Source organism: Streptomyces sp. NPDC060000 (assembly GCF_042737375.1).
Lineage (GTDB): Bacteria > Actinomycetota > Actinomycetes > Streptomycetales > Streptomycetaceae > Streptomyces.
On record NZ_JBHWUU010000029.1, the window covers coordinates 26,838 to 49,168 of the forward strand.

Below are 22,331 nucleotides of genomic sequence, written 5' to 3' on the forward strand. Positions count from 1 at the left end.
GGGCCCGGTGACGGCCGCGACCGGCGACGGACAGCCCCGACGGCCGGTGTTCCGGGTGCGGCGACGCGGAGTGTGATCGGATGGGGTACGGAAACCCGTCCGACGGGAACCGCAGGCAGAACCCAAGCAGCACCCCATGCAGAACCCCATGCGAAAGGAAGAACCGTGGCCACCACGCGCTCCGCACACACGGTCTGGGAAGGCAACCTGCTCGAGGGCAACGGGGTCGTGAACTTCGACTCCTCCGGCATCGGCCGGCAGCCGGTGTCGTGGCCGTCGCGAGCCGAGCAGGCGAACGGCAGGACCAGCCCGGAGGAGCTGATCGCCGCCGCCCACTCCAGCTGCTTCTCGATGGCGCTGTCGCACGGCCTGGCCGGCGCCGGCACCCCGCCCACCAAGCTCGTCACCTCCGCGGACGTCACCTTCCAGCCGGGCGAGGGAATCACCGGCATCCACCTGACGGTGGAGGGCACCGTCCCGGGCCTCGACAACGACGCGTTCGTCGCCGCCGCCGAGGACGCCAAGAAGAACTGCCCGGTCAGCCAGGCCCTCACCGGCACGACCATCACCCTGTCGGCCAAGCTCGCCTGAGCCCGCCACCGCTCCGGGTCCGGGGTGCGGGAGCCGGTACCGGGCCCCCGCGCCCCGCCGTGCCCCCCGGCCCCTCGCTCCGGCCCCCGCCCGGGACCTCAAGGCGCTGCTGGACAGCGACGCCGACACGGCCGCCCGGCTCTCCGCTCTCAGCCGAGTCCCGTGAGTCCTCTGATCGCCGACTGGGCCCATTCCTGCGCTCCCACCGCCGTCCCGGCCACGAGGCCGGTCGCGACGGGTGCCAGGGCTCCCTTGAGCATGGTCACCGAGCGGCGGAGCCTGCCCGGCTCGGGAGACTCCGGGCCGGTGATCTCCGCGAGGACCTCCTGCGCCGCGCTCTCGGCGTCCTCGCGCTCACGGTCGCCGAGACCGGCGCGGGGCAGTTGCCGGAGCAGGTCGGTCACCAGCGTCGCGAGCGCCTCGTGTCCCGGGGCGACCGTGTTGTTGAGCTGCTGGTTCTGGGTGGCCGTCTCGTTGTTCCAGGCGAACTGGGAGTTCGACACACCTCCGTTGAACACCGGACCGTCGTGATGGTGCACCTGCTGCGGGTCGTTCATCGGCCGGCTCCGTCCTGATCGCTCTGGCTGCTCTGGATGCTGTGATCGCTCTGACCGTCGTGATCGCTCCGGCCGCTCGGATCACAGTTGTCGATCTGACCGGCCTGCTGCTGAACGACGTTGGTGTTGTTCCACGCCAACTGGGCGCTGTGGACCGCCTCGACGAAGACCGGACCGTGGTAGTGGTTGACGACCGTGGGCGGCGGGGCCGGCTCCGTGATCTCCCTGACCGGCAGCGACGTACTGAGCGAGACCAGCTTGACGCGGCCGTTGTGCTGCACCGCCACACCCGTCGTCCCGGTGACGGCACAGTCCGCCAGCCGGCCGCCGCACGCGTCGTCGAAGCGCAGGCCGGTGGCCGCGCAGTCGTCGAAACGGCTGTCGGCGACGTCCAGATACGCGGAGCCCGTTCCGCACAGGCCGTACGACTCCGCGCCGGTGACGGTGAGGTTGCGCGCCACGAGCCGCGCCGTGCCGAACACCAGGGCCCCACCGATGCTCACGGCCGAGACCGCGCTGTCACGCACGTGCAGCTGCGCCTCCTCGCCGGCGCCGAACCCCAGCAGCCCGCGCTCCGCCGACACCCCTTTCAGCGACACCCGGGACTGGCCGACGGCGGCCACGGCGGCCATGTCGAAGTCGAGGATCCTCGCGTCGGTGAGTTCGGCCGTCGTGCCGCCGTTGCCGCGTGTCTCCAGGCCGAACGGGCAGCGCTCGACGCGGACCTGCGTGAACTCGGCCCTGCTCTCGTCCCAGACCCGCAGTGCGACGCCGGTCAGGTCGCGGACGTCGACGCGGGTGAAGTGGCCTCTGGCCTTCTCGGTGACGGCGACGCCGACATTGCCTCCCGAGACGCGGCAGCCGCTCACACGCGGGGCGCCGCCCCGGGTCGACAGCACCGCGACGTTTCCCGCGCCGAGGATCTCGCAGTCCTCGAACGTGCCACGACCCGAGTCCTGGACGTGGATGCCGGTGTCACGGCAGTCGGCGAACACACTGCCGCGCACCGAGGGGTCGGCGCCGCTCGCCACCAGGATCCCGTTCTCGGCGTCGGTGACGCGCGTGCCCCGCACGGAGCCCCGGGACTGCTCGATGAAAGCCAGTCCCGCCATGTCCACGGCTTCGACCATGCACCCCTCGACGGTCAGCTCCGCCCGGGTGTCCGCCATGACGGCCGCCTTCTCCGTGCCGGTGACGTGGCACCCGGCGAGATGGGCCCAGGCGTCGCTGACGCGCACGCCGTGGATGCGGGTGCCGTCGATCCGGCTGTCCCGGACCGTGACCCGGGCGCTCTCGATGACCGCGAGCGCGTTGTCGGCGGCGTCGGTGAACCGGCACCGCTCGACGTACCCGGTGGAACCGGCGAAGACGGTACGGCCGTACCGGAACTCGCTGTCCGTCAGCGTCACGGACGTGCCCGGTTTGGCATGCGCACAGACCCCGTCGTGTGCCCGGATCGCCACCCGGTCGAGGGTGAGGGTTCCCGCGTGGCAGTCGACGACACCCGCGTCCGCGTCACGGCCGACCAGTACGAGACCGCGCACCACGACCGACCCCGCCGACACGTCGAGTACGGTGCCCCGGGGCCGGCTCACCACCACGGAACCGGCGTCACCGAGCGCGGCCAGCTCGATGTCGCCCCGGACGGTCAGCGTCTCCTCGTAGTGCCCCGGGGCGATCTCCACCCGGGCGGCCCGGCCCCGCGCACTCGCGGCGCGCAGCGCGGACCCGATGTCGGGGTAAGCGCCACGACCTCCCTGCGGCGCGACCACGTACCTCTTGACCATGCCCGCTTCCCCCGCAGTGCCCGCCCGTGAAGCATCGTTGACTCGCGGTCACCGATGCTACCGGAGCGGTACGGCCGCGTCGGGTGTGCGAGCAGGGGCCTTCACCGGACCTCCCGACGGGCGTGACGCGATGCCGGCTCTAGGGTTTGTGGGCGACTCCCGCGTACACCGGCACGATGCCCTCCGCCTGGACCGCCACGTCCTCCGGGTCCGGCCGCCAGCCGGAGACCGGGATCACGCCCGGCCCGAGCAGCTCCAGGCCCTCGAAGAAGCGGGCGAACTCCGCCAGCGAACGCGGGTGGAAGGGGGTGCCGCTGCGCCGGAAGTTCTCGGCGGCCTTACCGATGGCCTCCGGGTTCAGGTCGGGGGTGACCTGGGAGAGGATCAGCAGGCTGCCCGGTGCGAGTGCGGCGACGTACTTCTTCAGCAGGCCGTACACGTCGTCGCCCGCCGGGTCGTCGCTCAGGTAGTGAGTGAGCGCCACGAGCGACAGCGCGACCGGCCGCGTGAGGTCCAGGGTGTCGGCGGCCCGGTGCAGCAGCGTGTCGAGATCGCGGACGTCGGCGTGCACATACCGGGTGGAGCCCTCCGCCGAGCCGTGCAGCAGGGCCTCCGCGTGCCGCAGCACGATCGGGTCGTTGTCCGCGTACACGACCTTGGACTCCGGGGCCACGCCCTGCGCCACCTGGTGCAGGTTGGGCTGGGTGGGGATGCCGGTGCCGATGTCCAGGAACTGGCGTATCCCGGCCTCGGCGGCCGTGCGGACGGCCCGCTGCATGAACCGGCGGTTGGCCCGCGCCCCGCGCAGCACCGTGCCGTCCACGGCCAGGATCCTGCGGGCCAGTTCCTCGTCCACGGGGTAGTTGTCCTTGCCGCCCAGCCACCAGTCGTAGACGCGGGCCGGGTGCGGCCTGCTGGTGTCGATGCGGGCGGACGCGGATACCTGCTCGGCCTCGGATCCGGTCATGCGGGTCTGCTCCTCTTGAGGTCGGGTGCGAGCCAGGACGAAGCTCGGGGTGACGGGGCGTGCTCAGAGGCTGCCGCGGGCGTCCCGCAGGATCTTCTTGGTGTGATGCGCGGACGCGGCGTGCGTCGTCATGTGGTCGAGGACCTCCAGGTGCGCGGAGACCTCCTTGCGGTCGTCGAGGTACAGAGCGCCGGTCAGATACTCCGTGACGACCATGTCGGGCAGTTCGGGCTCGGCGAAACGGAACAGGGAGAACGGCGCGGACGTCCCCGGATGCGGGCCGGCGGCGAACTCGGAGACCTGCAGGGTGATCCGGTCGCGCTCGACGAACTCCATCAGCCTGTCGAGTTGTTCGGACATCACGCCGGCGTCCACGCTGACCGGGCGGCGCAGCACCGTCTCGTCCATCACCACCCACAGGTGGGGCGGGTCGTCGCTCTCCAGCAGCCGCTGACGCGCCAGCCGCAGGGACACGTGCCGCTCGATCGACTCCGGCGTGGTCTGCCCGACGGTCCCGGCCTCCAGCACGGCGCGCGCATAGGCCTCCGTCTGGAGCAGCCCGGGCACGAAGTGTGGTTCGTAGGAGCGGATCAGCCGGGCCGCGCCCTCCAGGCTCACGTACAGGCTGAACCACTCCGGCAGCACGTCGTGGTAGCGCTGCCACCAGCCGGGCCGGTTCGCCTCCTCGGTGAGCGAGACGAACGCCTCGGTCTCCTCCTCGGAGACGCCGTACGCCTCCAGCAGCACCTGCACATAGGGGACCTTCAGCCCGACGTCGGCCGTTTCCATGCGCCGCACGGTCGCTGGGGCCACGCGCAGGGCGCGGGCCGCATCCTCGCGGCCGAGGCCGGCCGCCTCACGCAACTCCTGGAGCCGCCTGCCCAGTACCACCTGGCCCACCGTGGGTGCGGGCCGTCGCTCACTCACCCCACGTCTCCCCTACGCGTCGAGGCACGCGGGCCAGTGTGTCACGTTCCGGCCGCGTTGCCACCGGAACGGAGTCGGACGTTCAGCTGAATCGCCGCCCGGGGATTCCTCAGCTCAACAGCGTGTGCAGGTACTTGACCGTGGCGGGGTCCGCGGGGAGGAACGTCTCGATGGCCAGCTCGGCGACGGTCACGTCCATGGGGGTGTTGAAGGTGGAGACGGACGAGATGAAGGACAGGACCCGCCCCTCGTGCTCGATCCGCATCGGCAGCGCGAAGTGCGGCACAGGATCAGCCGGTTCGTCCGCCGGGCCGCTTCCGGTCCCCGCCCCGCCTTCGGTCACCGGGTACGCGGCGACCTCCTCGTACAACTCCCGCAGTGGCGCCGAGCGGTACAGGGCGATCTGCCGCTCCATCTGCGCGAGCAGGTGACCGCGCCACTCCCGCAGGTTGCGGATGCGCGGTGCGAGGCCCCGCGGGTGGAGGGTGAGGCGCATCGCGTTGAGCGGGGGCTCCAGCAACGACTCGGAAACCCCGTCCAGCAGCATCGCGATCCCGCGGTTGGCCGCCACCACGTCGTAGCGCGCGTCCATCACCAGCGCCGGATACGGCTCGTAACCCTGGAGCAGCCGTTCCAGGCCCGCGCGCAGCGCGTCCAGCGCCGGGTCGTCCAGCGGAGTCTGCGGGTAACGCGGTGCGTAACCGGCGGCCAGGAGCAGCGCGTTGCGCTCGCGCACGGGCACGTCGAGGTGCTCGGCGAGCCGCAGCACCATCTCCTCGCTGGGCCGGGACCGGCCCGTCTCGACGAAACTGATGTGCCGGGCCGAGGAGTCGGCGCGCAGCGCAAGCTCCAGCTGGCTCATCCGCCGCCGCTCCCGCCAGTCCCGCAGCAGCGGGCCGGCGCCCCGGTCGGCGGGGGTGGCGGAGGTGGTGCCCGTACCGGTCCCGACAATAGTCATACGCACGACCGTAGTTGAGGAGCGCTTGGATGAACGACCGGCGGAAGTCTTCCCTGGAGTCGACGGCGGTGTACCGCGCCCGGGTACGCGGCTGTCTCCTCGGCGGGGCACTCGGTGACGCACTCGGCTACGCGGTCGAGTTCTCCTCCCTCGACCGCATCCGCGCGGCCCACGGACCGAGGGGCCTGACCGGGCTCGTCCCCGGCGAAGAGGGCGTGGTCGGCCGCGTCAGCGACGACACCCAGATGACCCTGTTCACCGTCGAGGGCCTGCGTACGGCCGCCAGGCGGGCCCGGCTCAAGGGCATCGACGGGGCGGAGACCGCCCTGGTGCGCGAGGCGTACGGACGCTGGCTCCAGACCCAGCAGCGGCCGGGACCGGCCGACGGGGTCACGGGCGGTCTCCTCGCCGAGCGCTGGCTGTACGCCCGCCGCGCCCCCGGCAACGCCTGCCTGTCCGGGCTCGCCCAGAACCACGTTCCCGACCCCTGGGCCGAGCTGCGCGGCGCGCCCGGGCCGGTCAACCCCGGCTCCAAGGGCTGCGGCACCGTGATGCGCTCCGCGCCCTTCGGTCTCGCCCACTCCCGCGCCGACCACGCCTTCGCCATGGCGGCCCGCTGCGCCCAGACGACCCACGGCCACCCGACCGGCTACTACGCGGCCGGGGCGCTGGCCGCGATCGTGGCGTACCTGATGCGGGGGGAGTCCGTCGAGGCCGCGGCCCTGCGCACCCTGCGGCTGCTCGGCCGCCACCCCGGCCACGAGGAGACCTCGGCCGCCCTCAACCAGGCTCTGGACCTGGCGGCCGAGGGCGACCCGAGCCCCGAGAAGGTGGAGACACTGGGTGCCGGCTGGGTCGCCGAGGAGGCCCTCGCCATCGGGGTCTACGCGGCTCTGGCCGCACACCGGGCCGAGGACGCGCTGCTCCTGTCCGTGAACCACTCCGGCGACAGCGACTCCACGGGCTCCATCTGCGGCAACATCCTGGGCGCGCGGCACGGCGACGCCGGGCTCCCGCACGAGTGGCTGGAGCAGGTGGAGGGCCGGGCCGTGATCGCCGCGCTGGCGGACGACCTGGCCGCCGAACTCCTCCGCGACTGAGCCGGACGGAACCCTTCTGACCAGGGCCGCCACGGCTTTCCTGTGGCACGCTGGACAGGTACGCGACACCAGGAAGGGAGCCGTGCCATGGCCGTCGAACCGCTGTCGCAAAAGGAGATCGAGGAGCGACTGTCCGAGCTGCCCGGCTGGTCCCTGGACGACGGCCGCCTCACCCGCTCCTACCGGCTCGACTCCCACTTCGCCGCGACCTCCCTGGTCGTCCACGTGGCGCGGATCCAGGAGGAGCTGAATCACCACTCGGAGCTCACCCTCGGCTACCACTCGGTGGCCCTCGCCGTGAACACCCACAGCGCGGGCGACGCCGTCACCGACCTCGACGTGGAACTCGCCCGCCGGGTGGAGGCCGTGGCCCCCGCGCACGGGGCGCGCTGACGCCCGCGCCGACCCGCGCCTACTCGTCGGACGGAGAGGGAGGGGGAGGGGGAGGACGGTACGGGCGGGGCGGGCCGCACGCGCGGGGCGGACCGCACGGGCGGGGCGGACCGCACGGGCGACGCGGAACTGTACGAGCAGGGGTGCGGCGGTCGAGGAACGGGGAGCGCGGGTGCTGGACTACGACGAGGAAGCCGAACGCTACGACGCCTGGCGCGGCGGCGAGCCCAGGGCGGCGGCTGCCGCGGAGGGCGTCCTCGGTCTCGTGCCGGACCGGGCACGCGGCCTGCTGGACGTGGCCTGCGGCACGGGCATCGTCACCCGGCGCCTGGTGGCCGGCCGGCCCGGACTGCGGGTGACGGGCCTGGACCGGTCGCCCGCCATGGCCCGGCATGCCGCCGCCCGGCTGCCCGGAGCGGTCATCCTCGCCGACGGCCGCCGACTCCCCTTCCGGGAAGGGGAGTTCGACGCAGTGAGCAGCGTGTGGCTGTTGCACCTCGTCGAGGACGCCGCGGACGCGCGGCGGATCGTCGCCGAGTGCGCCCGGGTGCTGCGGCCCGGCGGCGTGTACGTCACCACCGTCGACAAGGGCGCCTCCCACAACGTGGGCAGCGACATCGATGTCGTGCTGTCCGCGCGCCCGCACCGGCCGGCCTCCGACACCGCGGCGCTGGTGGAGGCGTACGCCGTGGAAGCCGGGCTGGTCCCGGCCGGGCGGGCCGGTTTCGCCGGGCGGGGCCAGGGCCGCAGCCCGCGCCGGGCCGTCACCGACCTGCGGCGCGGCTGGTTCGTCACGCTGCCGCCCGGTGACCCCCTGGCCGACGACTTCGCCGACCGCCTCGCGGCCCTGCCCGACCAGGACCGGCCCCGCCCGGACCCCGCGTTCACCCTGAGGGCGTTCCGGAAACCGGTTCCCGGTCCGCTTCCGGGCGAGTGAAGTCCATGATCCAGTTGGTCAGCCAGGTCTCCCCGTCGTCCAGTGAGAAGGCCTGCTCCCAGCGGGCGGAGGTGTCGCACACCCCCGACCAGACGAACCGGGCCCGCACGTCCTTGCCGTCGTGCGTGTCGTCGCCATAGAACTCACCGCGGTCGCGTCGGCCGCCGTGCTGTTCGTCGGCGTCGCCGAAACTGCCGATCACCGGTGGGAACAGCCTTCCGCTCCTGCTGGACGACCAGTTCAGCGACCACTGACCGCTCTCCGGGTCGAAGAGCCTCAGCGTCAGCCCCTTCGTGCCGAGGTGCGGCATGTCGATCTCGTCGATGTTCGCGGCCCCGTCGAACAGCGGCCGGCAGCGGGCCGTGGACGGGAACTCCTCCCAGTCGCTGTCGGGGTCGAGGAACTCGGTGCGCCGACGGTGGCGGACCTCCCACGCACCGTGGAGGAAGTCGAAGTCGTGCGCGCTGCTCATGAGCGGTCTCCCGTCGTTCCCTCGGCCAGGGAATCGGTCAAGTAGGCATCGACATCGGGGACTTCGGGAGCGCGGCGGGCCAGTACGTGCCGTACCCACGCGTCCCGTTCGTGCAGGATCGGCGGCAGCTCCCAGACGCAGCCGATCCAGGGCCGGTCGGTCGTGACGAAGTGGCTCGGGTCGCCGTCCGGGCAGTCGAGCACCGGCTGGCCCGCGGCCGCGCCCCGGAAGTGCAGGACGTTGTCCCACACCCAGCTGTAGGCGTTGAGGTAGGCGCCGTCGTCGCCACCCCGGTGCAGTACGACGAAGGTGGCGGGCGGCGTCCCGTCCGGCGCCGGCAGCAGCTCGGGAAGGATCGCGTACGCCGCCCGCTGCACCTCTGGTGCGATGCCCGCCGGGTCGGAGGTGACGTGGTAGCGCTTGATCCACCGTCCCGCCACCTCGATCGGCGGGTGCACCGTCAGCAGCTTCTCCGCGAACGGGGGCATGGAGGAGGAGGTGGAGGAGAGGGCGGGGGGACGACGAGGATCGTGGGAAACAGAGGTCATGGGCAGGACGCTAGGCCGACTTCACTGACATCCTGTGTCAGTGAAGTCCAGCCGACTCGTGTCGATCCTGCTGCTGCTCCAGACCCGGGGCCGGATGACCGCCGCCCAGCTCGCGGAGGAGCTGGAGGTGTCGGTGCGTACCGTCTACCGGGATGTGGAGGCACTGGGCGCGGCGGGCGTCCCGCTGTACGGCGACGCCGGTCATGCCGGCGGCTACCGCCTGCTCGACGGATACCGCACCCGCCTGACGGGCCTGACCGCCGACGAGGCGGAGGCCTTGTTCCTCGCCGGGGTCCCCGGTCCCGCCGCCCAACTGGGCCTCGGTCCGGTCCTCGCCGCCGCGCAGCTCAAGGTGCGTGCCGCGCTGCCGCCGGAACTCAGGGTGCACGCGGACCGGATCAGCGGCCGCTTCCACCTGGACGCGCCCGGCTGGTACACGGACGCGGGGACTGACGAGGTGCCGTATCTGCCGGCGGTCGCCGACGCGGTGTGGAACAACAAGATCCTGCACATCGAATACCGCCGCTGGCGGGAGCCCACCGACGTCGAACGCCGGCTCGAGCCCTACGGCCTGGTCCTGAAGGCGGGACGCTGGTACGTCGTCGCCGGCCCCGGCCCGCGTACCTTCCGCGTCGACCAGATCCTCGAACTCGCCTCTTCCGACGAGGGGTTCACCCGGCCCGACGACTTCGACCTGGCCGCCCACTGGACGGCGTACCAACGGGGTTTCCACCAGCGGTTGTACCAGGACAGGGCGGAGGCGGTGGTGCGACTGGCGCCGGGGGTGGCCCTCGCCCGTGCGGTGCGACAAGACGGACCCGCCGGGCCGGACGGCTGGACGGTGGCCAGGGTCCCCATCGAGTCCGTCGAGCACGCCCACGCCGAATTCCTGCGCCTGGGCGCGGACATCGAGGTGCTCCAGCCGCCGGAACTGCGTGAGCGGATCGCCCGGACGGTGACAGAACTGGCCGCGCTGTACGGCAACTCGCCTGTCCGCGGCGGCAACTGAGAGGCGGAACACATCCGTCCCTCCCAGGAGGTACGTCCCGTGCAGCACCCGCAACCGCACCCGCATACCCGTCCGCACCCGGAGCCTCACCCGCACGCGGATCCCCCTCCGCGCAAGCGCCGCAGGCGAAGGGCCGTCCTCTCCGCGCTGGCCGCCGTCACGGCCCTGGTCGGCGCCGGACCGACCGCGCTCGGCACCGGCACGTCCCTCACGCTCGGCCTCACTCGCGCGGGAGCGGCCCCCGTCGCCGCAACCGCCCGCCAGGTGGAGGCCCTCGACCGGGGCGTCGTCAGCGTGCACACCGACAGCGGCAACCTGGTCAGCTGGCGCTGGCTCGGCACCGACCCCGACAGCGTCTCCTTCAACGTCTACCGGGCCGGCACGAAGGTCAACCCGGCCCCGGTCACCGGCTCGACGAACTACTTCCACTCCGGCGCCCCGGCGCAGGCCGACTACACGGTCCGCGCCCTCGTGAACGGCGTCGAACAGGCCGACTCCGTCCACGCGGTCCAGTTCCGCACCGGATACAAGGACGTGCCCCTCACCCCGCCGGCCGGCGGCACGACCCCGGACGGTGTCGCCTACACCTACGAGGCCAACGACGCCTCCGTCGGCGACCTGGACGGCGACGGCGCCCTGGACATCGTCCTGAAGTGGCAGCCGACGAACGCGAAGGACAACTCCCAGTCGGGATACACCGGCAACACGATCGTCGACGGCGTCAAGCTCGACGGCACCCGCCTGTGGCGTGTCGACCTCGGCCGCAACATCCGCTCCGGCGCCCACTACACGCAGTTCCAGGTGTACGACTACGACGGCGACGGCAGGGCCGAGATCGCCATGAAGACCGCTGACGGCACGGTGGACGGCACAGGAGCGGTGATCGGCAGTTCCACCGCCGACCACCGCAACTCCAGCGGCTACGTACTGTCAGGCCCCGAGTACCTGACCATGTTCAACGGCCAGAGCGGCAAGGCGATGCAGTCCGTCGACTACGTCCCGGCCCGCGGCACGGTCTCGTCCTGGGGCGACTCCTACGGCAACCGCGTCGACCGCTTCCTCGCGGGCACCGCCTACCTGGACGGTTCCCGTCCCTCCCTGATCATGGCGCGCGGCTACTACACGCGCACGGTGATCGCCGCCTGGGACTGGCGGGGCGGCGCCTTCACCCGCCGCTGGACCTTCGACACCAACTCCTCCACCAACACCGGCAAGGGCTACGACGGCCAGGGCTCGCACAGCCTGTCCGTCGGGGACGTCGACGGCGACGGCAAGGACGAGATCGTCTACGGCGCGATGGCGGTCGACGACAACGGCAGCGGCCTGTGGACGACGAAGACGGGACACGGCGACGCCCAGCACCTCGGCGACCTCGACCCGTCGCACGCCGGCCTCGAGTACTTCAAGGTCTCGGAGGGGACGGGCCAGCCCGCCGAGCTGTACATCGACCCGGCCACAGGGGCGGTCGACTGGCAGCTCGCGGCCTGCTGCGACAACGGCCGCGGAGTCGCCGGTGACATCTGGGCGGGCAACGACGGCGCCGAGGTCTGGTCGGCCTCCGACAGCTCGATCCGGGACGAGGCGGGCGCGACGAAGGGCCGGGAACCGTCCTCCGTCAACTTCCTCTCCTGGTGGGACGCCGACCCCGTCCGCGAGCTCCTCGACGGCACCCACATCGACAAGTACGGCCCGTCCTCGGACACCCGGCTGCTGACCGGCTCGGGCGTCCACTCCGACAACGGCACCAAGGCCACCCCGTCGCTGTCCGGCGACATCCTCGGCGACTGGCGCGAGGAGGTCATCTGGCCGACCAGCGACAACACGGCCCTGCGCGTCTACTCGACGCCGTACGAGACGACGACACGCATCACGACGCTGCTCCACGACACGATGTACCGCACGGGACTGGCCTGGCAGAACACCGCCTACAACCAGCCCCCGCACCCGAGTTACTTCCTCGGCAACGGGATGGCGACGGCGCCCAGGCCGACGGTCTACACCCCCTGACAGGGCGCGAGGAGGCCCCGCCCGAAGGGCGAATTCAAGGGGACGGGGCCTCCTCGCGTCGTACGGCCGGTCAGTTCAGGGCCTTGCGCACGGTCCCGTAGAACTGCATGGCGGGCCAACCGCGGGAGGTGATCAGCGCGTTGATGGCGTTGGCGACATCCAGCGCGGTGACGTCCTGCGCCGTCGGCGAGGACATCAGGTCGATGCTGAAGGACGCGATGATGTGGCCATCCTCCGGGCCCGGCGGGGTGGTACCGCGGAACTCGGCGCCTCCTATCCACTCCGGGGTCGACTCGGAGGCCTGTTCGGCGACTTCGGCCCCCTCGGCCTGGGCCGGGCCGGCGGACGCGATGACCGCGCCTGCCGCCGCCGAACCCGAATAGCCCAGCAGGGCACGTCTGGACACTCCCATGTTCCACTCCCCACGATCCTGCCTCCCGGTGGAGGCAGGATCGATCGTATGAGCGAGAAAACGGGCGGTGGTGCTGAACGGGACCATCCGGTTGGCCGGGGCCGGGCTCACCCCACGGTGCAGCTCCGATCACCCAGCCTGAACGCGCTCGGCTTCGGGTTCGACCCCGACCAACTCCCCGTGAAGCCGAAGCTCACGGACGAGCCGGCCGCCACGTTGGCGTTCCAGCCGACGTTCCTCGCCGTCACCGTCGAACCCGACTGGGTGTAGTCGGCGTTCCACAGCTGGGAGACGGTCTGGCCGCTCGGGAAGGCCCAGGCGAGGCTCCAGCCGGACCAGGCGCTCGTGCCGGTGTTGGCGAGCCTGACGTCCGCCTGGAAGCCGCCCGACCACTGGTTGGTGATCGTGTACGTCACCGCGCAGGCGCCCGTCGGGGTGGGCGGCGTGGGGTCGGTTCCCCCGCCTCCGTCCCCGCCGCTCGCGTCGGAGGTGTCGCCGTAGACGACACCCCGGCCGTTCGTCGAGACGTACACCCGCCCGTACACCCTCGGGTCGCCCGTGATCGCCGCGCCCGTCCAACCCCACTGATGGGCGTCGTCGTTGACGCGGGTCCAGGTCGCGCCCTTGTCCGTCGAACGGAAGATGCCGCGGACCCCGGCGATCTTCGCGCTGGTGTACAGGGTCTGGTACGACGCTCCCGTAGCCGCCTTGCCGAACCCGATCGTGTCGGCCTGCTCGACGCCCGGCAGCTTCGTGAAGGTCGCCCCGGAGTCGGTGGAGTGCCAGAGCCCGTACGCCCCGTCACTCGCCCCGCCCGCCAGCCAGACGTCGCCCTTCGTGCCCGGCAGCGCCTTGAACCGCACGCTGTCCCCGCTCGGCAGACCGGTCGCCGCGGAACCGGTGAAGGTCGCTCCGCCGTCCGAACTCACGTAGAACTTACCCGACTTGAACCCGTAGAAGGTCTTGGGGTCGACCCGGTCGGACTCGACGACCGCACCGGACGGGATCCCGCTCGACGCCTGCCACGAGGTACCGAAACCGGTGGTGTACTGCACGCCGGTGCCCGCCGGGCTCCACACGAAGCGGCTGCCGTCAGCCGCCGAGGCCACCGTCCCGCCACCGCTGACCCCCGAAGGGTCCGTCCCCGCGAACCAGTTGGCGCCGTTGTCAGTCGAGAACGCCACATGCGGTCCCGAGTCGAGGTTCCCGACCCGGACCACGGTGTTCGGGTTCGTCTCGGCGTAGTCCAGGCTCGTCGTCGTCGTGAGGTTCGGGGCGGTGAACATCATCGACGGCACCTTCGTCAGGTCCGTGTGGCGGAAGCCGCCGATGTCGCCCAGCGCGCTGAGCAGCGGAGCGCCGGACGGCGGAGAGGCGATGTCCAGAACCGCGGTCTCCTCCAGCCCCTGCACCATCGGCCTGATGGTGAACTGGCCCCCGCTGTCCCAGGCGGCCAGGTTCTCCGTGCCGTAGATCGTCGCGCCGGTGCCGTACATCATGCGGCTGGAGTTGAACGGGTCGATCTCCAACGACTCGGTCATCCAACCGAGTTTGGGCGTCTGCTCCGGAGGCGACGGGTTCGCGCCCCAGGTCAGCCAGGGCGAGGACGAGACGTCCATCGTGTACCGGTTCGCACGGGTGGGATACGAGGTGTAGTCCCACGCCTTCGTCCAGGTGCCGCCGCTGTCCGTCGAGCGGAAGATCTGGGTGTCCGGCCACCAGGAACTGTACGCGGTGGCCATGACGGTGCCGGGCTTCTGACGGTCGACGGTCAGCCCGCTGAAGCCGTAGTAGGTGTCGGCCTCCGCCACCGGGCTGATGTCCGTCCAGGTGCCGGTGGCCGTCGCGTACCGCCACAGCCGGCCCTTGCCGCCGTCGTACGGGCCGCCCCTGTCGCTGTACGCGAGGTACAGGTAGCCGTTGACGCTGTCCAGCACGCCCTTGTGCGCCAGATACCCCGTCGGCTGTCCGGCCAGCCGTGTCCACGTCGCGCCCGCGTCCGTCGAGCGGTACACCGCGTTGTCCTTGTCCGCCACGCCGACGTAGACCGTCTTCGTCGCGGCGCCGGACGTCCCCGTGGATTCGTCGAACGTGACCCACACGATTCCCTGGTTGTCGGAGGCGTACCCGCTCGTGTCGGTCGGATCCTGCTGGTAGTTGCCGACGTTCGGGAAGTTCGTCACCTGCGACCAGGTGACACCCGAGTCCGTCGACCGCCACAGGCCCTTCCCGCTCGGTGCGCCCAGATACAGCACGCTGTTCCTGTTCGGGTCGACCGCGAGGCGCTCGCCCATCCCGCGGCCGGGCATGTTGCCGCCCAGCTTGAAGGGCAGATCCGTCTTCTGCCAGCTCGCGCCCCGGTCGGCGGAGCGCAGCACGGCCCCGTTGCCCGGGTCCCAGCTGTTGGTGTAGGTGCCGACCGCCGCGTACACCTTGTTCGGGTCGACGGAGTCGGAGGCCAGGCTCACCACGCCCGTGTGCCCCCAGTCCGCCCAGCCGACCGAGTCCAGCAGCGGAGTCCAGGTCTTGCCGGACTCCTGCCAGCGGTACGCGCCGCCGATGTCGGTGCGGGCGTAGGCGAGGTTCTTCTCCTTGCGGTTGAAGACGATGCCGGGCACGAAGCCGCCGCCGTCGATCCGGGCGTTCTTCCAGGTGTACGACTCTGCGGCCAGTGTCGTCCTCGGGCTGCCGTCGGCGGCCAGCACGGGCGGGCTGCCCGCGATCAGGCCGGCGGCGAGCGCCAGTACGGCCGTGAGGATCCGGGTTCTTCGCACGGTGGGGGTCCTTCCTCGCGAAGCCATGGGTGCGGGGGGATGGTGGTGCGGGGGGCGGGGACGTGCGACTGCCGGGCGGCCCCCAGTGCGGGTGGGGGCCGCCCGGCCAGGGCCCCGTCGTCCGGTGACGGGGCCACGTACGCGAAGCCTCGAGCGGTTCCGCGAGAAGGCGGTGCCACCCCGTGCCCCGGAGCCCCGAAGGGCGACCAGGAGCGCGGGGAACTGTGCGACCGGCGACATCCGGCCCGCAGACGAACACCGCCGACCCGCGGAGCGCTCAGCGGGGTTTATTCGAGAAGCTCCGCGTACGAGCCCATGGCCAGGGCGATGTCCGCCTGGGCCCAGAACCGGTGGTACGTGAAGACGGGCGCGGCTCCGCCCGCGAGATAGCTCTCGATCTTCGACCAGGCCGGGTCGTTCCTGTAGAACGAGCGCAGCGAGGCGAAGGTCGAGGAGGAGTTGATCGTGTCACCGTTGGGCATCTTGCCGCTGAAGCCGCTCGGGACGTACACGCCGTCGTCGAAGCGGTTGTAGTCGGCGCGGGTCTCCGGGACCGCGATGCCGAGGGCGTCCTGGTTGTTGGCCCACATCCCGTCCAGGAGCGCCTTGGCGGTCGTCTTCGCCTCCGTGTCACCGGACTTGGCGGCGTAGTACGTCAGGGTCTTGGCGTACGCGGCGGCCACCCCGACGTCGTTGGTGTAGTCCGCGACGGTGACGTGAAGTCCCGTGTTGGCTCCCGGAGTCGACGCGTTCCAGGTGTCGGGCTGGCCCGACCACTGGAGGGTGGAAGGGATCCGGAAGGTGCCGTCCGGGTTGATGGTGGTCTTGGACAGCGCCCAGTCGACCCACTTGTCGAGGACCGCCTTGGCGCTCGCGTTCCCCGTCTGCTGGTAGTACTCGGCGACCCGCTCCATCGACCACGCCTGGAAGCCGAACCACTGGTTGGACGGCGGGTCGTGGTAGACGGGCTGCTGGTCGTAGTACATGCCGTAGAAGGTCGACGTGCCGGCCGGGGGAGTCGCGTAGCGGCCCGCCCAGCTGTTCGTCGCCCCGCCCGCGATGGCGCCCTCGCTGGACTGCAGCCAGCGGTAGAACTCCAGCTGCCGACCGAGGGATTTGGCCCAGTCCGCCTGTCCGGTCGCCGACTTGGGCTTCAGGTCGGCGTAACTGCTGAGCGCGTAGGCGGCCAGGGGGTTCTGGTAGCCGCCGTGGGTGTGGCTGGATCCGATGCGCCAGGCCCAGCCGGCGCTGGTGTCCGTCGCGCCGCCCCAGGCGTAGTACCAGGACAGCAGGTAGTGCGAGGCGTCCTTGCCGGTGCCGGCCGGGCAGGCGGTCGGTCCGACGCAGTTGCCGATCTTCTTGAAGTACTTGTCGTACATCGCGTAGCGCAGGTAGTCGCCCATCTTCGCGGCCTTGCCGACAGCCGCGGACACGTCACCGCCCTTGCCCTGGGCCTTGGCCCAGATGTCCGCCCAGTACGCGGCCTGGACGACCCGTGCGTCGGCGTCGGGGGCGTCGGTGTACTTCCACTGCTTGGCGTAGGAGGAGTCGCCGGTGAACAGGTCCAGGTACCCGTTCGTGCCGCCGTACTTGAAGGCGTCGCAGGTCGGCTGTGGCACCGTCTCCCACACCGACTCCTGCGAGCCGCGCTGGAAGGTGTTGATGTACGACGGACCGGTGTCCGTCGGGCCGGCCTCGCACTTGCCGGGCGCGTTGCCGTAGCCGTAGGTGTTGTCGACGTCCTGCAGCCAGTGCATGCCGTAGACGTCGTCCGTGCCGTACGCGGTCTTCAGTTCACCGGCTATGGGATCCGGTCCCACGGACACACCGGTGTCCAGCTTCGCCGGATACTCGTTCGGGGTGTCCAGCTCGGGCGCGTACGTCGCCGGCTTCGACGCGTTGTAGAACGAGTTCGTCGGCTGGTCGGCGTGGGTGGGGATCATGTACTTCTCCATGATGTCCCAGGCGCCGTTGAACTTGGTCCAGTCGCCGGTGATCTTCCCGTACATCGCCTGCAGCCAGAGGAGGTAGCTGTAGGCCTCGGACGTCGTCTCGTGCCCCTGGTCCGGAGCCTCGACGATGAGCGTCTCGACCGAGTGGTACGGGATGCCCTCGGGGGAGAAGTAGCCGTTCGCCGGGTTGGTGATCTTGCCGTAGAGGTCGAGGAACCGGGCGTCGTACGCCTTGGTGCCCGCGATCTCGGTGGCCGTGACCGATGCCTTCGCGTGCCCGGTCGCCGTCGACTCGAAGGTCGCCGCGCCCGTGCCGGAGGCGTTGGCCGTGATGGTCACGTTCTGGGCGGTGCTCCAGTTCGACGGGGTGAAGGTGAGGCTCGCGCCGCCCGTCACCGTCAGGCCCGTGTTGCCTGTGGTGCGGGCGGTCGTGACGGTCACGTTCGCCGACGGCTGGGTCGACAGCTTCAGCGAGTAGGTGCCCGTCCTGCCCTGCTGCACGGCCAGTTGGTTCGCGGAGGCGACCACGGCCGGTCCCGAGGCGACCGTGATGCCGACGGGGGTCGACGACGCCGACGCGCCCAGGCTGTCGTAGGCCTTGGCGACCAGGGAGTGACTGCCCACGGACAACCCAGAGGCGGACAGGGTGTACGGCGAGCTCGTGTCCGTGCCCAGCAGGGTCGTGTCGTCATAGAACTCGATCTTGCTGATGGTCGCGCTGTCGGCGGCCGCCGCGGTCGCCGCGAGCGGCACCGCGTCCCCCTGCGTGTAGACGGCGCCCGCGGCCGGGCTGGTCAGCACGGTGACCGGCGGCTGGTGCGCGCCGGCGCAGGTGGTGCCGTTGACCGCGAAGCTCGCGGGCGCGGCGTTGGTCCCGCTGTAGGTGAACTGCGCACCCGTGCTGACCGCCGCGCCCGCGGCGACCGTCCCGTTGTACGAGGCGTTGTTCACGGTGATCTGCTGACCGGACTGCGACCAGCTGCCGTTCCATCCGTTCGTCAGCTTCTGGTTGCCCGCGTACGTGTACGTCAGGGCCCAGCCGCTGATCGGGTCGGTACCGCGGTTGGTAAGGGTCAGGTCCGCGGTGAACCCTGAACCCCAGTCATTGGTCTTGTAGTCCACGCTGCACTGAAGTGCGGCCGCCTGGGCGGGAGTCGAACTCGTGCTCAGCATGGCGAGGGGAAGCGCGAGGGCCGCCACGGCGGCGGTCCACAGGCGCCGCGCCCCGCGACGTCTGCGTGAGGGATCCATGGTGCTGGTTCCTCCTTGCGGCTCGGAGATGTGGGGGAGGAGCAACAAGCCTTGAACCAGTGGGAGCGCTCCCATAGTGGGGATGGGGGTGAGAGCGGTCAAGGTGCTTGAAGAGTCGAAAAGATTCGACGACGGAGGTTGAGGGAAAGTCAGCGTCGCCTCTGTTCTTCGCCGGCACATGGCGCTAGCTTCGAGACACCAGTGGGAGCGATTCCATCAGTCGACGCGTCCGTCACGACGCGCCTGATCTGCAAGGAGTCGCTCATGCGACACCCCCCGCGTTCAGTACTTTCAGCCGTCGCCGGCACGGTCGCCCTCGTTGCGGGTGCCCTGTTACCGGTCGTCACGGCCCAGGGAGCCGCGCCCGCGTGCACGGTGGAGTACTCGGTCACCGGCCGATGGGACGCCGGCTTCCAGGGTGCCGTGAAGATCACCAACAACGCGTCGCCGGTGAGCAGTTGGAACCTGACCTTCGATTTCGCGAACGGCCAGAAAGTCACCCAGGGCTGGAGCGCCAAGTGGTCCCAGTCCGGTACGACCGTCACCGCCGCGAACGAGAGCTGGAACGGCTCCCTCGGCACCGGCGCGAGCGTCAGCGCGGGCTTCATCGCCTCCGCGTCGGCGACGAACGCCGTGCCGACGACGTTCAGGCTCAACGGAACGACCTGCAACGCCGACACCCAGCCCACCCCCACACCCACCCCGACCACGCCACCCACCACGGACCCACCGGACACCGGTGACCAGCCCCCCGCGCTGCACGTCTCCGGAAACAAGCTCGTGGACGCCGGCGGCAAGACGCGCCGTCTGCTCGGCGTGAACCGCTCCGGCGGCGAGTTCATGTGCGTCCAGGGGCGCGGTATCTGGGACGGGCCGGTCGACGACGCCGCGGTCAAGGCGATCGCCGACTGGAAGGTCGACACCGTCCGCATCCCGCTCAACGAGGAGTGCTGGCTGGGCCTGTCGAACATCAACTCCGCGTACGGCGGTACCAATTACGTCAACGCCGTCAAGGATCTGGTAAGCCGCATCGAGGCGCACGGCATGACGCCGATCGTCGAACTGCACTGGAACTACGGGCAGTACACCGGAAACTCGGCCGGGTGCTCGGATGTGCACGCCGGCTGCCAGAAGCCCATGCCCGACATGCAGTACACCCCGTCGTTCTGGACCTCGGTGGCCAACACCTTCAAGAACGACCAGGCCGTCGTGTTCGACCTGTTCAACGAGCCCTACCCGGACCGCGCCACCTCCACGACCACCCAGGCGTGGCAGTGCTGGCGGGACGGCGGCACCTGTCCCGGCATCGGGTACGAGGTCGCCGGCATGCAGGATCTCGTCGACTCCGTACGCGCGACCGGCGCCAGGAACGTGATCCTGGCCGGCGGGCTCGCGTACTCCAACGACCTGAGCCAGTGGCTGACGTACCGGCCCACCGACCCGACCGGCAATCTCGCCGCCGCGTACCACGTCTACAACTTCAACACCTGCGCCAACGAGAGCTGCTGGAACTCCAGCCTGGCCCCGGTGGCGGCCCAAGTGCCGCTCGTGGCCGGAGAGATCGGGGAGAACACCTGCTCGCACGGCTTCGTCGATCAGGTCATGAAGTGGTTCGACGACCGCGGCCTGTCGTACCTGGGCTGGACCTGGAACACCTGGGACTGCTCCACCGGTCCGTCCCTGATCTCCAGCTACGACGGGACGCCCACCGCGTACGGCACCGGCCTGCGCGACCACCTGCGCGCACTCGACGGATAGGCGCCACCGGACAGCCGGACCGGACCACCGGACGGCCCCACCGGACCGAACCACCGGAAAGAGCAACGGAAGCAACGGACCACACCCGCAACCGAGAAGGAAACCCGCACTCATGAGCCGTAGCAGAACAGCGGTACTCGCCGCGCTGGCGCTGGTAGCCGGTGCCTCCGGGACGGCGCTCGCCGTCGTCCCCGGCGATTCCGGCATCGCCGCCATCCCGTGCAGCGTCGACTACAAGGTGCAGAACGACTGGGGCACCGGCTTCACCACCGCCGTCACCGTGACCAACAACTCGGCCGCGAAGTCGAGTTGGTCGGTGAAATGGGCGTACGTCGGCACTCAGAAGGTGACCAACGCGTGGAACGCGAAGGTCACCCAGTCCGGCACGGCCGTCACCGCCAACAACGAGACCTACAACGGGACGCTGGCGACCGGGGGTTCGGTCAGCTTCGGATTCCAGGGCACCTACACCGGCACCAACGCGATCCCGACCGCGTTCACGCTCGACGGAGTGACCTGCAACGTCGACAGTGGCACCGGCACCCCGACCGACCCCGGCACCCCGACGGGCCCCGGCACCCCGTCCACCAAGGTCGACAACCCCTACGTGGGCGCCAAGGTGTACGTGAACCCCGAATGGTCGGCGAAGGCCGCCGCCGAGACGGGCGGCAGCCGTATCTCCAACCAGCCCACCGGCGTCTGGCTCGACCGCATCGCCGCCATCAACGGTGCGAACGGCGGCATGGGCCTGCGCGCCCACCTGGACGCGGCCCTCGCCCAGAAGGGCAGCGGCGAGGAAGTCGTCCAGCTGGTCGTCTATGACCTCCCCGGACGTGACTGCGCGGCCCTCGCCTCCAACGGCGAGCTCGGCCCGACGGAGATCGACAAGTACAAGACGCAGTTCATCGACCCGATCGCGACGATCCTCGCCGACAGCAAGTACGCCGGTCTGCGGATCGTCACCACCATCGAGATCGACTCGCTGCCCAACCTGGTCACCAACACCGGCAGCCGGGCCACCGCCACCGCGGCCTGCGACACCATGAAGGCCAACGGCAACTATGTGAAGGGCGTCGGCTACGCGCTGAACAAGCTGGGCGCGATCCCCAACGTCTACAACTACATCGACGCCGGTCACCACGGCTGGCTCGGCTGGGACGACAACTTCGCCCCCTCAGCCCAGCTCTTCTACCAGGCGGCCACCGCCGAAGGCGCGACCGTCGACGACGTGCACGGCTTCATCACCAACACGGCGAACTACAGCGCCCTCAAGGAGAACAACTTCACCATCAACGACTCCGTGGCCGGCAAGTCGGTCCGTGAGTCCAAATGGGTGGACTGGAACCGGTACGTCGACGAGCAGTCGTACGCCCAGGCGTTCCGAAACCAGCTGGTCAGCTCCGGCTTCAAGTCGGACATCGGCATGCTGATCGACACCTCCCGCAACGGTTGGGGCGGCACCGCCCGGCCCGCCGGTCCGGGTGCCACGACCAGCGTGGACACCTACGTCGACGGCGGCCGCTACGACCGCCGTATCCACATCGGCAACTGGTGCAACCAGTCCGGCGCCGGCCTCGGTGAGCGTCCCAAGGCGGCTCCGGCCACCGGGATCGACGCGTATGTGTGGATGAAGCCGCCGGGTGAGTCCGACGGTTCCAGCTCCGCCATCGCGAACGACGAGGGCAAGGGCTTCGACCGGATGTGCGACCCGACGTACACGGGCAACCCCCGCAACAACAACAACCTGTCGGGAGCCCTGCCGAACGCGCCGCTGTCCGGGCGCTGGTTCTCGGCCCAGTTCCAGCAGCTGATGCAGAACGCGTACCCGCCGCTGTAGGCCGGTGGGCGGGTCCGCTCGGCAGTGAGGTGAGACGACGGTGATCCGCCGGGGCCGGCGATCAGGCCCGCGTGGCCGGGCCGGCCCCCGGCGG

Annotated in this window: 18 protein-coding genes; 8 read left to right on the forward strand and 10 right to left on the reverse strand. The window is 70.7% G+C overall.

Annotated features, from left to right (window positions below; genetic code table 11):
* Window positions 1–165: 165 nt before the first annotated feature.
* Window positions 166–591, forward strand: a complete 426-nt coding sequence (locus ACFWBB_RS17375) for an OsmC family protein (protein ID WP_385272382.1) — start codon at window positions 166–168, stop codon at window positions 589–591.
* A gap of 149 nt (window positions 592–740) precedes the next feature.
* On the opposite strand, the gene ACFWBB_RS17380 is transcribed toward ACFWBB_RS17375, so the two are convergent.
* The 5 genes from ACFWBB_RS17380 to ACFWBB_RS17400 all read right to left on the reverse strand — a co-directional run bounded on the left by ACFWBB_RS17380 (window position 741) and on the right by ACFWBB_RS17400 (window position 5,787).
* The gene (locus tag ACFWBB_RS17380) at window positions 741–1,148 is read right to left on the reverse strand and encodes a hypothetical protein (protein ID WP_385272385.1); all 408 of its coding nucleotides are present in this window, start codon (window positions 1,146–1,148) and stop codon (window positions 741–743) included.
* On the reverse strand, window positions 1,145–2,935 hold the full coding sequence (locus ACFWBB_RS17385; RefSeq protein ID WP_385272388.1) for a right-handed parallel beta-helix repeat-containing protein: 1,791 nt from the start codon (window positions 2,933–2,935) through the stop codon (window positions 1,145–1,147). The genes ACFWBB_RS17380 and ACFWBB_RS17385 overlap by 4 nt, the downstream gene beginning before the upstream one ends.
* A gap of 139 nt (window positions 2,936–3,074) precedes the next feature.
* A complete protein-coding gene (locus ACFWBB_RS17390; protein WP_385272391.1) occupies window positions 3,075–3,902 on the reverse strand; it encodes an SAM-dependent methyltransferase in 828 nt (275 codons plus the stop codon).
* A gap of 63 nt (window positions 3,903–3,965) precedes the next feature.
* Window positions 3,966–4,829 carry a helix-turn-helix domain-containing protein gene (locus ACFWBB_RS17395; RefSeq protein ID WP_385272394.1) on the reverse strand — a complete coding sequence of 288 codons (864 nt, stop codon included), beginning with the start codon at window positions 4,827–4,829 and terminating at the stop codon, window positions 3,966–3,968.
* 109 nt (window positions 4,830–4,938) lie between these two features.
* Window positions 4,939–5,787, reverse strand: a complete 849-nt coding sequence (locus ACFWBB_RS17400) for a helix-turn-helix domain-containing protein (RefSeq protein ID WP_385272397.1) — start codon at window positions 5,785–5,787, stop codon at window positions 4,939–4,941.
* A 29-nt stretch (window positions 5,788–5,816) separates the two neighbouring features.
* On the opposite strand from ACFWBB_RS17400, the gene ACFWBB_RS17405 reads away from it, so the two are divergent.
* From ACFWBB_RS17405 to ACFWBB_RS17415, 3 genes are all read left to right on the forward strand, one after another.
* Window positions 5,817–6,887: an ADP-ribosylglycohydrolase family protein gene (locus tag ACFWBB_RS17405; RefSeq protein WP_385272400.1), complete on the forward strand. Its 1,071-nt coding sequence runs from the start codon at window positions 5,817–5,819 to the stop codon at window positions 6,885–6,887.
* Between the two features lie 87 nt (window positions 6,888–6,974).
* Window positions 6,975–7,280, forward strand: a complete 306-nt coding sequence (locus ACFWBB_RS17410) for a 4a-hydroxytetrahydrobiopterin dehydratase (RefSeq protein WP_385272403.1) — start codon at window positions 6,975–6,977, stop codon at window positions 7,278–7,280.
* 172 nt (window positions 7,281–7,452) lie between these two features.
* Complete coding sequence (locus ACFWBB_RS17415; protein ID WP_385272406.1) at window positions 7,453–8,217, forward strand: class I SAM-dependent methyltransferase; 765 nt, start codon at window positions 7,453–7,455, stop codon at window positions 8,215–8,217.
* Here the strand turns inward: ACFWBB_RS17415 and ACFWBB_RS17420 are convergent.
* Together ACFWBB_RS17420 and ACFWBB_RS17425 are read right to left on the reverse strand one after the other, a co-directional pair.
* A complete protein-coding gene (locus ACFWBB_RS17420; RefSeq protein WP_385272409.1) occupies window positions 8,165–8,689 on the reverse strand; it encodes a hypothetical protein in 525 nt (174 codons plus the stop codon). The genes ACFWBB_RS17415 and ACFWBB_RS17420 overlap by 53 nt on opposite strands.
* Entirely contained in the window at window positions 8,686–9,177 is a 492-nt protein-coding gene (locus ACFWBB_RS17425) for a hypothetical protein (protein ID WP_385272529.1), read from the reverse strand. The genes ACFWBB_RS17420 and ACFWBB_RS17425 overlap by 4 nt, the downstream gene beginning before the upstream one ends.
* Window positions 9,178–9,277: 100 nt before the next feature.
* Here ACFWBB_RS17425 and ACFWBB_RS17430 point away from each other — a divergent pair, with 100 nt between their 5' ends.
* A complete protein-coding gene (locus tag ACFWBB_RS17430) occupies window positions 9,278–10,246 on the forward strand; it encodes a helix-turn-helix transcriptional regulator (protein ID WP_385272412.1) in 969 nt (322 codons plus the stop codon).
* A 147-nt stretch (window positions 10,247–10,393) separates the two neighbouring features.
* Window positions 10,394–12,253 carry a rhamnogalacturonan lyase gene (locus ACFWBB_RS17435; RefSeq protein ID WP_385272532.1) on the forward strand — a complete coding sequence of 620 codons (1,860 nt, stop codon included), beginning with the start codon at window positions 10,394–10,396 and terminating at the stop codon, window positions 12,251–12,253.
* 70 nt (window positions 12,254–12,323) lie between these two features.
* Here the strand turns inward: ACFWBB_RS17435 and ACFWBB_RS17440 are convergent, their stop codons facing one another.
* The 3 genes from ACFWBB_RS17440 to ACFWBB_RS17450 all read right to left on the reverse strand — a co-directional run bounded on the left by ACFWBB_RS17440 (window position 12,324) and on the right by ACFWBB_RS17450 (window position 18,642).
* Window positions 12,324–12,665, reverse strand: a complete 342-nt coding sequence (locus tag ACFWBB_RS17440; RefSeq protein WP_385272415.1) for a hypothetical protein — start codon at window positions 12,663–12,665, stop codon at window positions 12,324–12,326.
* Between the two features lie 107 nt (window positions 12,666–12,772).
* Window positions 12,773–15,439: a cellulose binding domain-containing protein gene (locus ACFWBB_RS17445; RefSeq protein WP_385272418.1), complete on the reverse strand. Its 2,667-nt coding sequence runs from the start codon at window positions 15,437–15,439 to the stop codon at window positions 12,773–12,775.
* A gap of 287 nt (window positions 15,440–15,726) precedes the next feature.
* A complete protein-coding gene (locus ACFWBB_RS17450; RefSeq protein WP_385272421.1) occupies window positions 15,727–18,642 on the reverse strand; it encodes a glycoside hydrolase family 48 protein in 2,916 nt (971 codons plus the stop codon).
* Window positions 18,643–18,906: 264 nt separating this feature from the next.
* Here ACFWBB_RS17450 and ACFWBB_RS17455 point away from each other — a divergent pair, with 264 nt between their 5' ends.
* Both ACFWBB_RS17455 and ACFWBB_RS17460 read left to right on the forward strand, forming a co-directional pair.
* Window positions 18,907–20,400, forward strand: coding sequence for a cellulase family glycosylhydrolase (locus ACFWBB_RS17455; RefSeq protein ID WP_385272424.1), 1,494 nt, complete (start codon window positions 18,907–18,909; stop codon window positions 20,398–20,400).
* Window positions 20,401–20,512: 112 nt separating this feature from the next.
* Window positions 20,513–22,237: a glycoside hydrolase family 6 protein gene (locus tag ACFWBB_RS17460; RefSeq protein WP_385272427.1), complete on the forward strand. Its 1,725-nt coding sequence runs from the start codon at window positions 20,513–20,515 to the stop codon at window positions 22,235–22,237.
* Window positions 22,238–22,331 lie beyond the last annotated feature (94 nt).

Bases quoted from the DNA above. Each gene is read 5' to 3' on its own strand.
- ACFWBB_RS17400 (WP_385272397.1), bottom strand. From the start codon at position 5,787: ATGACTATTGTCGGGACCGGTACGGGCACCACCTCCGCCACCCCCGCC.
- ACFWBB_RS17450 (WP_385272421.1), bottom strand. From the start codon at position 18,642: ATGGATCCCTCACGCAGACGTCGCGGGGCGCGGCGCCTGTGGACCGCC.
- ACFWBB_RS17425 (WP_385272529.1), bottom strand. From the start codon at position 9,177: ATGCCCCCGTTCGCGGAGAAGCTGCTGACGGTGCACCCGCCGATCGAG.
- ACFWBB_RS17380 (WP_385272385.1), bottom strand. From the start codon at position 1,148: ATGAACGACCCGCAGCAGGTGCACCATCACGACGGTCCGGTGTTCAAC.
- ACFWBB_RS17460 (WP_385272427.1), top strand. From the start codon at position 20,513: ATGAGCCGTAGCAGAACAGCGGTACTCGCCGCGCTGGCGCTGGTAGCC.
- ACFWBB_RS17385 (WP_385272388.1), bottom strand. From the start codon at position 2,935: ATGGTCAAGAGGTACGTGGTCGCGCCGCAGGGAGGTCGTGGCGCTTAC.
- ACFWBB_RS17440 (WP_385272415.1), bottom strand. From the start codon at position 12,665: ATGGGAGTGTCCAGACGTGCCCTGCTGGGCTATTCGGGTTCGGCGGCG.
- ACFWBB_RS17455 (WP_385272424.1), top strand. From the start codon at position 18,907: ATGCGACACCCCCCGCGTTCAGTACTTTCAGCCGTCGCCGGCACGGTC.
- ACFWBB_RS17405 (WP_385272400.1), top strand. From the start codon at position 5,817: ATGAACGACCGGCGGAAGTCTTCCCTGGAGTCGACGGCGGTGTACCGC.
- ACFWBB_RS17390 (WP_385272391.1), bottom strand. From the start codon at position 3,902: ATGACCGGATCCGAGGCCGAGCAGGTATCCGCGTCCGCCCGCATCGAC.
- ACFWBB_RS17410 (WP_385272403.1), top strand. From the start codon at position 6,975: ATGGCCGTCGAACCGCTGTCGCAAAAGGAGATCGAGGAGCGACTGTCC.
- ACFWBB_RS17420 (WP_385272409.1), bottom strand. From the start codon at position 8,689: ATGAGCAGCGCGCACGACTTCGACTTCCTCCACGGTGCGTGGGAGGTC.